The sequence below is a fragment of the Gilliamella sp. BG7 genome, from assembly GCF_046635565.1.
In the GTDB taxonomy this organism is placed as follows: domain Bacteria; phylum Pseudomonadota; class Gammaproteobacteria; order Enterobacterales; family Orbaceae; genus Gilliamella; species Gilliamella apicola_P.
This window is the reverse complement of record NZ_JBIDFB010000013.1, coordinates 20628-34624: the sequence shown is the minus strand read 5'-3', so window position 1 is coordinate 34624 and position 13997 is coordinate 20628. Positions and strand designations below refer to the sequence as shown.

Genomic DNA, 13997 nt, shown 5'->3' with positions numbered 1-13997 from the left:
CGAGTGGTTATACTAATATTGACAACCGAAAACAACGTTGGGAAGAACGTTGTCGTAACGTGGGTGGCAATATTATACAGAAATTTTATAAAAGCGCTAGAGTAAAAATAAAAAATCATAGCGAGAAGGAACGCTTACTGATAAACTAAAATCAACATTAAATAACAAAATATTTAAATAAATGAGCAATACAATTCAACTTTCAATAGAAGATTATATTAGCAGAGGATTGCACCGAAAATGTTATCGTCATCCAAATGATCCCAATAAGTGTATCAAAGTGAATTATAATGTTGGTGCTGAAGAAGAAACTGATCGAGAAATTTCTTATTATAAACATCTAATTAGACGTAATGTTTCATTCGATGCAATACCAAAATATTACGGTCCAGTTTCAACCAATTATGGCAAAGGCCATGTTTTCCAACTCATCCGAGATTATACCGGTGAAGTAGCTATACCACTTGAAAAATACCTCGCTGATAAAAAATTAACTAAGCAATATTATGATGATTTAGTTACTTCATTAAGAAACTTGAAATCAGCCTTATTAAAAGATCGTATTATTACAATGACAATAAAAAGCAAAAATATTTTGTTTCAACACTTAAGTGCAGATAAAAGTCGCTTAATTATTATCGATAATATCGGTAATTCAACTCTTATTCCTATTGCCAATTACATTCCTTTTTTTGCTAAAGCCAAAATTGAACGAACTTGGCAACGTTTTTTAACATCCATTATTAAAGAAAATAGCAACAATAAATTAATCACTCGTTTAGTTGACGAAGTGAATCAGTAATCCTCAATTGTGCAATAGCACCTTTTACATTATTAGGTCTATTTTTTAAGGTAAATAGACCTTGATGTAATTTAGCAATACGGTTGACTATACTTAAACCAAGCCCAATACCATTATGCTTGCGATCCATACGAAAAAAGGCTTGGGTCAGTTTTTCGCTTTTAGACTCATCAATGCCATTACCTTCATCTTCTACAGTAATAATGATATCTTTTTTAATTTTGTAACAACTTACCACAATTTTAGTGTTCTCAGGACTGTAGCGATAACTATTTTCAACTAAATTACGTACTAATAGTCTTATTAAGGTTGCATCACCATTAAAAATAAGGTCTTTATCAGTCAAATACCATTCAAGCTGTTGCTGTTTTTGTGAAGTCAATTCTGTTAGTTCATCAGACAGCGGAATCATAATATCATTATAAAAATTAATATGTTGATACTGTCCTACAGTAAACTTTTGACTAGCTCGAGCAAGCATTAATAGCTGTTCTACAGTACTGACTAATCGATCTATACGATCAATTAACTCTGTGCAATCAATGTTATTGTTATTTTCTAACAATTCTAGATGTAAACGAATGCCTGCTAAAGGTGTCCTCATTTCATGCGCTACGTCGGCGGTAAAAAGACGTTCTTGAGATAATGTTGTACTCAGCCTAATAAAAAGATTATTCAATACAGATGTAATCGATTTAATTTCACGCATATTGCTAATTGGCGCAATGGGTTTTAGGTTCTCTTCAGTACGTTGATTAAGATCTTTCTCTAAAATTTCCAACGGTTTTGTGATCCACTTGATCGCTTTGTACGCTAAAAATAGTGTTACTGCCATCATAGAAAAGGCTGAACAAAACAAAACAAAAATCGCTTCTAATTCTTCTTCTTCAACAACTTCATCAATTTTATTTTGACTTAGAGTCAAATTAACCAATACATCTATTTGTTCTTTACTTTCGTGCCATAACCAAAGGACAGTAATAATCTGACAAACCAACATGATAGAACCCAAAGTAAAAAATAGGTTCCAACGAATACTGTGGCGTATATTACTAAGTGATTCTGAAATCATAATTTAATTATCTAATTTAAATTAATCGAGTTATCAACATCCATCATTAAGTTGATAACCATAACCTCGTACTGTACGAATAAAATTTTTACCCAATTTATTACGTAATCCGTGAATATACACTTCCAAAACATTTGAGCTAGGGTCACTCTGCCAATCATAAAGATCATTTTGCAATAAGTCACGGTGGACCTTTTCGCCAGCTTTTAGCATTAATCGAGATAATACAATAAACTCTTTTGGTGTTAACACTACTTCTTGGTTATTAACAGTCGCTTTTTGTTGTTTTATATCAATAGTAATAGGACCATAACTGATAAGATTATCTGCGGTACCTTGATCTCGACGAATTAACGCTCTTACTCTAGCTAATAATTCAGTTAAAGCAAAAGGTTTAATCAAATAATCGTCGGCACCATTATCTAAACCTTCTACTCTATCTTCTATGGTATCGCGTGCAGTTAAAATCAAAACTGGCGTTGAAATATGATTTTTTCGCCAGCGAATCAGTAAGTCAAGTCCATCACAATCAGGTAATCCTAAATCGAGTATAATTAAACTAAACTGCCCAAATTGAATATAATCTTCAGCTTGTTTACCATTTGTAGCAACTTCACAAACATAACCATTTGACGTTATACCATCGTATAAACCTTTCTGTAGCAAGCTATCATCTTCAACAATTAATATTTTCATTGATGATTTACCTTATATAAATGTTGGAATCACTAAGAATTCTCAATCGTATAATTATCAGTAATTATATACTTCACGTTACATATCTAAAGCTATTAATTGCGCTCAATAAGAACATACTTATTAAGAAACTTGTTAATACTTATCCAATTTTTATTAATTAAATACGCCGATAATATACTTAAAATAAATCCGACAATAATATCTAATGGCCAATGAATCCCTAGATATATACGACTCCAACATACAAGTACAGCAATTAAAGCCAATAAATATAGATCTGTTCTAAAGCGATATGCATTATCAAAAAAAACAGCAAAAAACATTGTCCACACAAATACCGCATGTTGGCTCGGTAAAGAACTTGTTTTGTCATGAAAAAGATAATTAGTACCAACTTCAACCTCAAAAGGGCGTGGAGAATAAAAACAATAACGAATAACAAAAGTAACTAATAATGCTAACCCTAAACTAAATACTATTTTTAAAATTAATTGCCTATAAATAGGCCGAATACACCAACCGATTACCATAATAATAACAGGTAGGTAAACCAAATATTTAGCACAAAAAATAGCAAAAAAGACTAATGATTTAGATGCATGATCTGAAGCGTTTATTAATAAAAAAAATTTGTGTATTAAAATCATGCCACATAAGCCATCTCTCTAGATTCACCCAAATTATTAATAATTTAACGTATAAACCTTAAGAGAACCTTAATATAAACCTAGCCAATAATCGGGTAAATGAGCAAACAAATACAATTAAATGTTATTTAAAACAAAATAATTGGTATTTTGAGAAAAACGTAACTGCAAAATCAAGCGAGGCGCAGATGATAAAATAAACGACTATAACAAATAAAAAGATTTCTGTTGGATAAATCATACTACGATTATTAATTTGGGTTGCAATAAAAGTAAATTCCGCCACTCCAACAATATAGGCTAACGAAGTATCTTTAATCAGTGATACCCATTGATTTACAAAAGACGGCAACATCATTTTAAGGGCTTGTGGTAATATGATAAATATAATAACTTGCTTTTTAGTTAAGCCTAATGAAAACGCCGCTTGCCATTGTTCTTTAGCCACAGCAATCATACCTGCATGAACTGAATGTCCAATGTATGCAGCTCCTATCAAGGATAAAGCAAATATTACCGTTGCAATTGCTGGCACATCTACACTAAGTAACACAGGTAGAAGAAAGTAAGTCCAGAAAATAAGCATAATGACAGGAATAGCTCTTAAAAAACCAAGTATACCAACTAAAAAATAACGCATAACTCCTTTTAAGACAGTCAACCCGACTCCAGCAAGAATACCCAAAAAAGTTGAAAATATAATTGCGGCAAAACTCATTAACAGCGTTAAAAAAATTCCTCCGGGAAAATTTCCCCACATCATATAACTGAAATTGTGGTAAATAACCTCTAAACCTTTAAGCTCCATAAATGATTACACCTTACCTATTTGCAATCGTTTTGCTTGATAAATATTACCCAAAGTTCCAACAATCACTATCGCCAAAATATATAATAAAGTTGCAATAGCAAAATCTTGAAAGGTTTTTAATGATTCTGTTTCAACTTGACGCGATACATAAGAAAGTTCTAACACACCAATAGCCATTGTTAACGACGAATTTTTTATAATATTCATGTACTGACCAATTAAAGGTGGAAATGCAATACGAAAACTTTGTGGCAAAATAATAAATCGCATACTTTGCCACCAAGTTAAACCTAATGCCAATGAAGCCTGTTCTTGCCCCCGACTTACACCAGCTATACCCGCTCTAAATTCTTCTGCAATAAAAGCACTGGAATAACAAGTTAAACCAACTAAACCGATTATAAATTCAAATGATGGCATTTTCAGTGAAAAAAACAGCAACTGGATTTGCGATTCTTCAAATAACCATAATTTAAATTCTATTGGTAATAAATTACCCACACCAAAATACCAAAAAAAGAGTTGAGGCAATAACGGAGAATAACGAAAAATTGCGTTATACCCCATTACTATAACTTGAATGAATTTAATTCGACTTTGTTGAGCAATAACCAGCAAAAAACCTAGTGATGTTGAAAATATAATGGTTAGCAATGAGATAGCTAACGTAACTAAAAAACCATCCCATAACCACCACAAATAACGAGGCTCAAGTAATTGCTCATACATAACTACTGACCTTTACCAATTTTAAAATCACCACGAGGAATCGCTGATGCAGTTTCAGGTCCAAACCAACGATTATAAATCGTTAATGCTTCACCATCTTTTTCTAGTGTTAACAAAATTTGATTCACTTTTTCTTTCAAACGATCTTCCCCTTTTGGTATACCAACAGCTTGATATTCTTGAGTAATACTAAATGGTGAAATTTCAAATACAGCTCGTTGTTCTTCTGGTAAATTCGCTAATAGGCCGATTAATTTTGCATCATCTTGAGTAATTGCCTGCACAACACCATTACGTAATGCTGCAAACGCAAATGGTGTATCATCATAAGAAATTACTTTAGCTGTTGGGTATTTTTCTCGCAATGTAATTTCCATAACTGTACCTTTATCGGCACCAATACGAAGATTTTTCAAATCATCTGCTGATTTCAATACTCCTTTTTTTGCTACAAATTTCTGACCAGTCGCAAAATAAGGAAGGCTAAAATCAACGGTTTTTGCTCTTTCATCAGTAACGGTAAAATTAGCTACAATTAAATCGGCTTTTTGGGATGTTAATAATGGAATTCGATTAGCTGGATTAGTCGGAACTAGCTCAACATTGACCTTTAATGCTTTTGCTATCTCGTTGGCATAATCAACGTCAAGACCAACAATTTTATTTGTCTTTTCGTCAATATAACCAAATGGCGGATTACTATCAAATACCGCTATTTTTATTTCTCCTCGTTTCTCAATATCATCAAGGCGATCTGCATAAGCAGAATTTGCACCTAAAAAACTACTTACTAATGCAATAACAGTTAGTGATTTAGTCAACAATTTCATTCCGATTCTCCCTCAGTCAAGGTTATGTTATATACCGTTAAAGTTTAGCAACAAAGAATCGAATAAATAAATAACAAATACTCACATGGTTATAACTTAAAGTTATATGTAGTAGTTTTCGATTAATGACATTAAAAAAACTAATACAAGCTAAAACAGCTTATATCACTATTTTGATTTATTTAATAATATTGATTTACCCTACTATCTCGCTATCAACAAAAAAATAAGCAATTTCTTTTTCAGCCGAGGTTAGAGAATCTGAGCCATGTACGGCATTTTCAGTCATACAGTCAGCAAAATCAGCTCGTAAAGTGCCTGCGGCTGCTTTAGATAAATCAGTTGGTCCCATCAATTCTCGATAACGTTTAATGGCATTATCGCCTTCGAGAATCTGAACAACTATCGGCCCAGATATCATAAATTTAACCAACTTATCAAAAAATGATTTACCTTGGTGCTCAGCATAAAATCCTTCTGCCTGTTCTTTGTTTAATCTAAGCATTTTTAAGGCAATAATGTTAAGTTTTGCTTGGCTAATACGGGTTTCAATTTCACCAATCAATTGTTTTTTAACGGCATTAGGTTTGATGATAGATAAAGTTCTTTCAATAGCCATAGGTTTGCTCCTTGTTGGTTTAATCAAGGGTAAATGTCATTCGTGAAATTTGTCCACTTTGATCTAATAAAAATAGATGATGTAAACCTTTATGAGTAACTGTCAAAGCTACCTTTTGATCGCCATACGTTTTCTCAATAAGTTCACCATCTAAAAACCACCATTTGTCACCAACACCACCTTGTGGAGTTAGATCGATAGTGATATCTTGTTGCCCTGGTAATCGTTTTACCAATTGCTTATCTTGCAGTCCAATAATATTGAGTGGCAAAAAGATATCTTTACCAAACACTGGGCAATGATTATCAACTTCAGGAATTAGCGATTGCCGACGTTCTTTGGGTTGTAGCCAATTTTCTAAAGCTATTGGCCAAAGTGCAACCTGTCTTTTATGTGCATTGCTACAGTCTGCTGACACACGTTTGCCGGCATCATTTACCCAAATAGTCACCCACCCTGAACGATAAATATTATTATTAAGTGCTGTTATCGTATCAAGTGTTGGAGGTATCATATTATTTAATACCCATGCATTTTTTTGACGGTGGCAGTTTTCATCAGTTGCAGGTAACTTTTGTCCTGATGGCCAACAAATTTTTTCTAAGGTTACTGTTGTCGGTTTAGTTACTAAGGGAAGTGTGCGATTTATTCGTCGCTCTTTATTTAATAATAACGTGTTAACTTGTTGTAGTATCGGCACCGCTGTAATACTGCCATATTGACCTACAACGGGCGTTCCATCAGGACGACCGACCCAAATGCCAATCAAATAGCGAGGATTGACTCCAATCGCCCATGCATCACGATATCCATAGCTAGTGCCTGTTTTATAGGCAAGCTGATAATTATTAACTAGCATCTGTCTTGTGATCCATGCACTACCATCACTAATAAATGGCTTGCTTAGTAAGGGATCTGCTTGCGTAAATCGTAAAGGACTTACTTGCCCATGACGAGCAAAGGCACTATATGCGCTAACTAAATTATCCATTCTTAACGACGCACCACCCAATATATACGATATATTAGGATCATTACCTTTAGATTGAAGTGGTAAGCCAATACTAAACAGCTTGCCAGCAAATCGTTTTGGCCCATAAAGCTCAATTAACTCAACAGCAGGTAAGTTTAATGAGTTCTTTAATGCATCTGAGGCACTGATTGGTCCATAAAAATCTTCATCAAAATTCGTAGGTCGATAATCAGAACTGATTCTAGGTGTATCTTGCAATAACGATTCAGAATGAATCATGCCGTTATCAATCGCTAAAGCATACATAAAAGGCTTTAATGTCGATCCAGGAGATCGAAGTGAATTTATCATATCGACCTGACCAAATCGCTCTTTGTCGTTAAAATCAACCGACCCAACATAGCCTTTTACGGACATATCCGTATGATCGACAACTAAAATAGCTAGTGAGTTTTTGGGAGGTAACTGATTTTTACGATTAGCAGCAATATCTTCAAGGCTGTATTGAAGAGAGAGATCGATATTTGATCGAATAATATCAACATCAGGATATTGTTGACTTAACCTGCGAGCTAATAAAGGAGCTAATTGTGGCTTTTTACGTGGGTAAACCCATACTTCTTCTTTTCTAACTTGCTCTATAATATCAGGTGACCATACCTGATATTGGGCCAATCTTGCTAGAACTTTGTCTCGTGCTTGTTTGGCTCGTTCGGGATACCTATCAGGACGCAAACGACTAGGGGCTTGTGGTAATACGGCCAATAAAACCGCCTCACTACGTGTTAACGCTTTGGGCTCTTTACCAAAATATGACCAACTAGCAGCCCCTAAGCCTTCGATTGTCCCGCCAAATGGGGTGCGATTAATATATAAAGTTAAAATTTCATCTTTTGTAAAATGTAATTCAAGTTGTAGTGTTCGAAATATTTGTTGTAACTTTCCTGCCATGGAGCGATCGTGTGGATAAAGTAACCTTGCAACCTGCATCGAAATAGTACTACCACCAGAAATAATTCTTTTATTGGTGATATTTTGCCAAGCTGCTCTCAATAAAGAGGCAGGATTAATACCAAAATGATCATAAAAATGGCGGTCTTCATAATTTAATAACACATCAAGGTAATCATTGGGGACTTCATCTAATTTGATAGGATACCGCCAAATACCATTTTCATCAGCAAATCGCCACAGAGGCGAACCATCTTGCGCAAGAATTGTTTGTGTCGTTTTATTTTGTGTTATTGATAAAGGATAAAAGTAATCGGCAATAAAAAAGCCACATAATAACAAAAGGATAGAAAAAAATAAGAAAGCCAGAATTTTAAGTAGGCACTTTTTCATTTTGTCAAAAAACTTCCGGTAACACTATGTTTGAGTATAAATAGATACCGCTAACAAGTGTTAGCGGTTAATCAATTTGTTTACATTTTAAAAATCAAATTTAATTAATACATACTAGCTATTGTTGTTTAGGTTCATTGGGATCTACATTGCGCTCAACAATAGACATTAAGTCAAATGATTGACCAATTGCAAACCGATCCGGACGATACATAGATTCAACATAAGGGTATGGAATCATATAATTACCTGCCGTCACTGCTCTAGCCAAATAAGCAACCTGCGATCGATAAGTACCATCGCTCACATAGTGATTAATATCAACAGCCGCAACATATCTATCATCACGGAATTCTTGATATTTAATATCATTGCTATCTTCATCTTTCAACAAATTGGCAAGTTCCGGTATTGCCTGTAAACTTACACTACTATTTGTGAGATTTTGATTTTCTAACTCAAGTCCAGCAGGTAAAAAATCAACAATTAACGCATCGTGAACTTCTTCTTTATGTGCTCTAACATCCAATAATACCACCACTAAATCACCCACTTTCAAGTGATCAGGTTGAATTTTGTTACCTTTCAAATCGTAATAAGAACGATTGATAGTTAAAATATTTTCATCACTCGTTGGTGCAGGCGCTTTCTTGCCATAACCTGAAACGGTGAATTTAATATAAAGTGGTTGTGCATTTTCTGGATTAGAAATCGTTAATCTATTTGCTAAATTAGCAACACCAAAAGAGCGTGATAAAGTCGAATCAACCTCATTTGACTGCTCGTTGATCACAACATTAAATTTATGTGAAGATTTATGTTGTTCTAATGACCAGCCAGCCACAAATAATGCGTAAAGTTCCTGAGTTGAAAAATAACGAGTATCATTAAGCAAATCAGATAACTGAATTAAATAATCAGCTTGCTTATCAACACTTAAATTATTTTCTACCAATAAAAATAAAACTAATGCATTATCACGAATAGCACTACCATATTCGCCTAACCAAGAATAGCGATTATCATAACTTGTAGTAAATACTCGATGCATCAAATTATTATAAATATTGTCAAAACCAGCCAGCTTAGCAGAAAGCGCTAACTGAGCAACAGGTAATGGTGAGAATACCTTAAAATCACTCTCAGTGATCTGTTGATACATTCGATTAATTTCATTACGCATAGGCACAGTTATTTTATTTTGCCTTGCCAACACAGCTAAAGCATAAGCTTTAGTTGCAAATTGCGTATAATAGCTTACTTGTGAATTTTCATAGTAGCTTTGTAAACTATTAAATGCATTGGCATCATAAGTATATTGGCTGATACGGGTAATTGCTGCATCAAGCGCTTTATTATTGACATTATAACCACGCTCACTTGCTTGGATTAAAAAATCAGTCGCATACACAGTTAACCAATATTCCTCGGCACTGTCTTTGCTCCATAAACCAAAACTACCATTATTACGTTGCATTGATAAAATTCGCGAAATACCTAATTGCACTTTTTCGCGTCGCTCTTTATCCGATTCGGTTTTAATTCCCAAAGCTGCAAGTTGGTCTTGGTTTGCATATAATGATGGCATTAAACCACTAATAGTCTGTTCTAAACAACCATATGGATAAGCAAATAGCGATTTAATATATTGAGCAATATTTAACGGCGGTTGATTAGATACAATTAATTTACCATCAACCGTGTTTTCAATCATCTCAGCTATACTAGCTTCAGGTAAAACCCAACTTTCACCACCATTAATTGCCGCAGCATAATATTTATTGGTAGCGGCATAAGCCGGTCTAACACCGACTGCCCACGATCGTTTGATCTGATAATTTGAGCCATCATCCAATAAAATGCCTGTAACATTAATTGTCACTGTACCTTGTCCATAGCCATAATCAGCAACAACGGGCACTTGAATTATCTGTCTTTGCTTACTATCAAGTGTTATTTTTGTAGACTCAACAACATTTTGATAAATCAAACCATCCATCGAAACATCAACCTGCATTGTTTGCGTTTTTTCGGTTAGATTATTTAGATCCAGTGCCAAGGTAGCCTGATCACCACCCGATAAAAATCGCGGTGTAGATAATTCAGCAACGACTGGCGAGGCAACGAGCATAGTTTGTTCAGCCTTACCAAAACGGCTATCATCCCACGCTTGAGCCATTATGCGTAATTCGCCATTAAAATTAGGCAAAGTAAGATCTACAACGCCTTCACCGTCATCATTAAGGTTAATAGTTTGCAATTGTTGAGCCACAATTTTAACTTCGTTTAATGGTTTTTTACCGCCTGTGCCAGATTCACCAAGCATAGCATCACCACCAAAGCTTACATTCAAATTGCGACCTTTACCTTCAATTAATTTTCCATACACATCGTAAAGATCAACTTCATAACGTTTACGACCCAAAAATGCGCTATAAGGATCAGGTGTTGCAAAATTAGTAATATTTAAAACACCGGAATCAACAGCCGAAACCAATACTGATACTTTATTATCCTTTTGGATTGCACTTTTATCTACTTTGACCTTTATTGGAATAGTTTTTTCAGGCTCTGTCTTCTTAGGAGCTTCAATGCTCAAGTTTAATTGACGATTTGAAGTGTCAATCGGTAAATAAAGTAACCCTATTGCTCTTTTAATTGTTTGCACTGCCGCATCAGTTGATGGGCGAATAATCATCGCACTAATATAAATATCATGACGTTTCCAATCTTGGATTGGAATTTCAACATCAATGCCGTTTTCATCAACAGTAATATCTTTTTCCCATAACAGACCATCATTGGTCTCAAGTGAAATATAACCTGAGCCTGCCACTGGTGCTTGTACATGTATTTTAGCAGTATCACCGACCGAATAGGCAGTTTTATCCAGGCTCAATTTGACCTGATCTGGGCGAACAGCATTGGTACCATTGGTATTATCTTCCCAATTGTAACCACTTCTAAAACGTAAACTACTAGTAATATTATTTTTAGTATCAACAATTTCAATACGATATGAGCCATAATCATCAGTTTGGTAACTCACCTTAGCTGTACCATTGGCTTCTATAGAAAGTGGTTGTTCTTGTGCAACAAACTCACTTGAATTGTATTCTTGATGCCATCCAGCATATTCAGACCAACTCCAATAATAATTACGACGTTCACGAATAATTCTTGCCTTTAAATGGCTAGCAGCTAGCTTTTGTCCATCGCTATTGACATAAGCCACTTCAAATTCAGCATTAGCACCTTTATCAACTGTCGGACTAGTTTCATATTTATCTGATGACCAATCATAATAAGGTGCTTGAGAAAACAGTGCACGCACAGCAGGCATTTGCTGATTTGGCCAAATAGCCTGGCTGGCATAACGAGTAACAGGACGTCCCCCTGAATCAAGTAAACTGGCCTGCAAAATAAATTTAATAGGAGAACTCAACTTGCCCCAATCGCTAGTATCAATTCCAACTTGTGCATTACCATTTTTATCTAATGTCGTCTCAATATTATCAAGTTGTCTAGCTATATTATTGTCGGTCACATCACCAATTTTATAATCAGCAAGTTCTGGTATTGAATCAATTTTTTTAAGATAAATATTACCTTCTAAATTATTTCCTGCTGCTGGAGCACCATAAAGATACCAACCTTTAACATCAAAATTGACACGTTTATCAAGCATAATAGGCTTATTGGATGCAGCCCTAATTTCCATTGCCATGCGCTCTGGTAAAAATTCTTCCACACGAAACCACGCATAACGGTAATTATCGTCGCCTAAATTAAAGCGAAATGCCCATTTACCCGTTGCTGCATTAGCTGGAATAACATATTGCCATTGATATAAACCGTTAGATTTTGCTTTAGCATCGACAGTAAAATTCTCAACAACTTGATTATCTGGTGACATAACATCAACAACAACAGGTTGCAACGGCAATGGATAACCATCAGCATTACGCAAAAGTGCATTAAAATAGACCGTTTCTTGAGGACGATATAAATCACGAGGTCCAAAAGCGAAAAATTGTTTTTGATTAAAAGTAGAACCCGTTAAATTATATTCGCTTAAATTTAATGCACTACGATCCAAATTCAACAAAGAAATTTGATTGCCATCACTTGCAGTAAGTAATGCATAATCCATGCCTTTTGGCAAAGTGACTTCAGCATAACCTGTAGCATCAGTCTTAGCTGTAATGGTGGTACAATTTTTATTACTATCTCGAATACTTTTGTTACATAAAATCGATATATTTACATCAGCAAATGGTTTTCCATTATCAAGGCCATGAGTAATAACGGATAATTTACTATTGTTATAAGCATGAACCGCAACACCAATATTACTGATCGAAAATAGTGATGCAGGATTTGCATAATCATAACTTCCGGCTTGATTCATAACAGCTAAATAAATCCCTTCTTGTTGAAGTTGCGGAATGGATGATAAGTTAAGTAATACGGTTTCTTGCGAATTACGCTTAGGATTAAGATCAAACCGAGACGTATAAACTAAATCAGCAAATTTATTAATATTCTTTGAATTCCAAGTTGACACTTGGTTAATAAAACCATAATCAGCGATAAAATCAGATAACTGTTCTGGTTTAATTTTAAAGAAATTAACATCAATTTTATTAACATTAAGCGTAGTAACAGGTAAACCAGTCATTGATTTGCTTGGCAACAAAAAACCATTACTAGCAAATCCCACCATCGGCAGGCGATCTTGAGTTTTAATTTCTGCTTGGTAGACTTCTTTTAAACTGTTGCCATTAATTGCAGATAACATCTTATCAATGGTGAGATCTAATTGACGATTCGGTTCAAGATAGCGATGTCTTAATTCTAATCCGTTATCCGACAACTCCCAAGCCCCGTCAACATTGCCGGTTTGGCGATCAACTAAACGAAGTAAATTAGAAAAATTGAGTTTAGGATTTAAAGGAACCGAAAAGGTAATAACTAAAGTACTTGAACCATCAAGAATGACTTCTGAACTATCAATAACAGTTAATTGTTTACCGCGGTACTTTTCAACTAATTCTGACGTAGGGTTAAAGGCTGGTTTTGACGATTCATCTTGTACGATATTACCGTCATCACTAGGATTGCTAATATCAGCTGTTGTATTATTATCAATAACTTTTGTTTCTAATTGCGTTTTTGCCTGTTCAGCGCTTACGTTTTGCTTAGTGTCTTTATTGTCGCAACCTGTTAAAGCTAGCAACAGACTCAATACAGCCAGATGTTTTACAAATCCCATCTTATTATTACCTCGACCTTATATATTTTTATGTGTAATTGCTGTTTTTTAACTTTATTTTTGATTATATTTTGACCGCATATTATGCACTGCTATTTGTCTTTTAGCAAAGAAAGTTTGATCGCATTTAAAGAATTTGAAAAAAATAAAATCAACACTTTTTATGATTTTTAAACTGGTCTTGATAACTATTTAA

Annotated in this window: 10 protein-coding genes; 1 reads left to right on the top strand and 9 read right to left on the bottom strand. The window is 34.5% G+C overall.

The annotated features are described in order from the left end of the window. The first annotated feature begins 181 nt into the window (after window positions 1-181). On the top strand, window positions 182-802 hold the full coding sequence (locus ACGH49_RS09090; protein ID WP_065559926.1) for a YrbL family protein: 621 nt from the start codon (window positions 182-184) through the stop codon (window positions 800-802). Here the strand turns inward: ACGH49_RS09090 and pmrB are convergent. The 9 genes from pmrB to ACGH49_RS09045 all read right to left on the bottom strand — a co-directional run bounded on the left by pmrB (window position 771) and on the right by ACGH49_RS09045 (window position 13801). Beyond that, window positions 771-1874: a two-component system sensor histidine kinase PmrB gene (gene pmrB / locus ACGH49_RS09085; RefSeq protein ID WP_034915454.1), complete on the bottom strand. Its 1104-nt coding sequence runs from the start codon at window positions 1872-1874 to the stop codon at window positions 771-773. The genes ACGH49_RS09090 and pmrB overlap by 32 nt on opposite strands. Window positions 1875-1907: 33 nt before the next feature. Then, a complete protein-coding gene (pmrA, locus tag ACGH49_RS09080) occupies window positions 1908-2570 on the bottom strand; it encodes a two-component system response regulator PmrA (protein ID WP_065590433.1) in 663 nt (220 codons plus the stop codon). A gap of 95 nt (window positions 2571-2665) precedes the next feature. Beyond that, on the bottom strand, window positions 2666-3220 hold the full coding sequence (locus ACGH49_RS09075; protein WP_411589083.1) for a phosphatase PAP2 family protein: 555 nt from the start codon (window positions 3218-3220) through the stop codon (window positions 2666-2668). 124 nt (window positions 3221-3344) lie between these two features. Next, a complete protein-coding gene (locus ACGH49_RS09070) occupies window positions 3345-4028 on the bottom strand; it encodes an amino acid ABC transporter permease (protein ID WP_296208243.1) in 684 nt (227 codons plus the stop codon). Between the two features lie 6 nt (window positions 4029-4034). Continuing rightward, window positions 4035-4760 (bottom strand): amino acid ABC transporter permease, encoded by a 726-nt coding sequence (locus ACGH49_RS09065; protein ID WP_065559930.1) that lies wholly within the window; start codon window positions 4758-4760, stop codon window positions 4035-4037. A gap of 2 nt (window positions 4761-4762) precedes the next feature. Further along, the gene (locus ACGH49_RS09060) at window positions 4763-5596 is read right to left on the bottom strand and encodes an ABC transporter substrate-binding protein (RefSeq protein ID WP_411589138.1); all 834 of its coding nucleotides are present in this window, start codon (window positions 5594-5596) and stop codon (window positions 4763-4765) included. 190 nt (window positions 5597-5786) lie between these two features. Continuing rightward, window positions 5787-6209, bottom strand: a complete 423-nt coding sequence (gene ndk, locus ACGH49_RS09055) for a nucleoside-diphosphate kinase (RefSeq protein WP_411589082.1) — start codon at window positions 6207-6209, stop codon at window positions 5787-5789. A 19-nt stretch (window positions 6210-6228) separates the two neighbouring features. Continuing rightward, complete coding sequence (gene pbpC / locus ACGH49_RS09050; protein ID WP_411589081.1) at window positions 6229-8526, bottom strand: penicillin-binding protein 1C; 2298 nt, start codon at window positions 8524-8526, stop codon at window positions 6229-6231. Between the two features lie 118 nt (window positions 8527-8644). Continuing rightward, window positions 8645-13801, bottom strand: coding sequence for an MG2 domain-containing protein (locus ACGH49_RS09045; protein WP_411589080.1), 5157 nt, complete (start codon window positions 13799-13801; stop codon window positions 8645-8647). Window positions 13802-13997 lie beyond the last annotated feature (196 nt).

Excerpts from the sequence above, each read along its gene's own strand:
- pmrB (WP_034915454.1), bottom strand. The coding sequence starts at position 1,874 with ATGATTTCAGAATCACTTAGTAATATACGCCACAGTATTCGTTGGAAC.
- ACGH49_RS09090 (WP_065559926.1), top strand. The coding sequence starts at position 182 with ATGAGCAATACAATTCAACTTTCAATAGAAGATTATATTAGCAGAGGA.
- ndk (WP_411589082.1), bottom strand. The coding sequence starts at position 6,209 with ATGGCTATTGAAAGAACTTTATCTATCATCAAACCTAATGCCGTTAAA.
- ACGH49_RS09065 (WP_065559930.1), bottom strand. The coding sequence starts at position 4,760 with ATGTATGAGCAATTACTTGAGCCTCGTTATTTGTGGTGGTTATGGGAT.
- ACGH49_RS09075 (WP_411589083.1), bottom strand. The coding sequence starts at position 3,220 with ATGATTTTAATACACAAATTTTTTTTATTAATAAACGCTTCAGATCAT.
- ACGH49_RS09045 (WP_411589080.1), bottom strand. The coding sequence starts at position 13,801 with ATGGGATTTGTAAAACATCTGGCTGTATTGAGTCTGTTGCTAGCTTTA.
- pmrA (WP_065590433.1), bottom strand. The coding sequence starts at position 2,570 with ATGAAAATATTAATTGTTGAAGATGATAGCTTGCTACAGAAAGGTTTA.
- ACGH49_RS09070 (WP_296208243.1), bottom strand. The coding sequence starts at position 4,028 with ATGGAGCTTAAAGGTTTAGAGGTTATTTACCACAATTTCAGTTATATG.
- pbpC (WP_411589081.1), bottom strand. The coding sequence starts at position 8,526 with ATGAAAAAGTGCCTACTTAAAATTCTGGCTTTCTTATTTTTTTCTATC.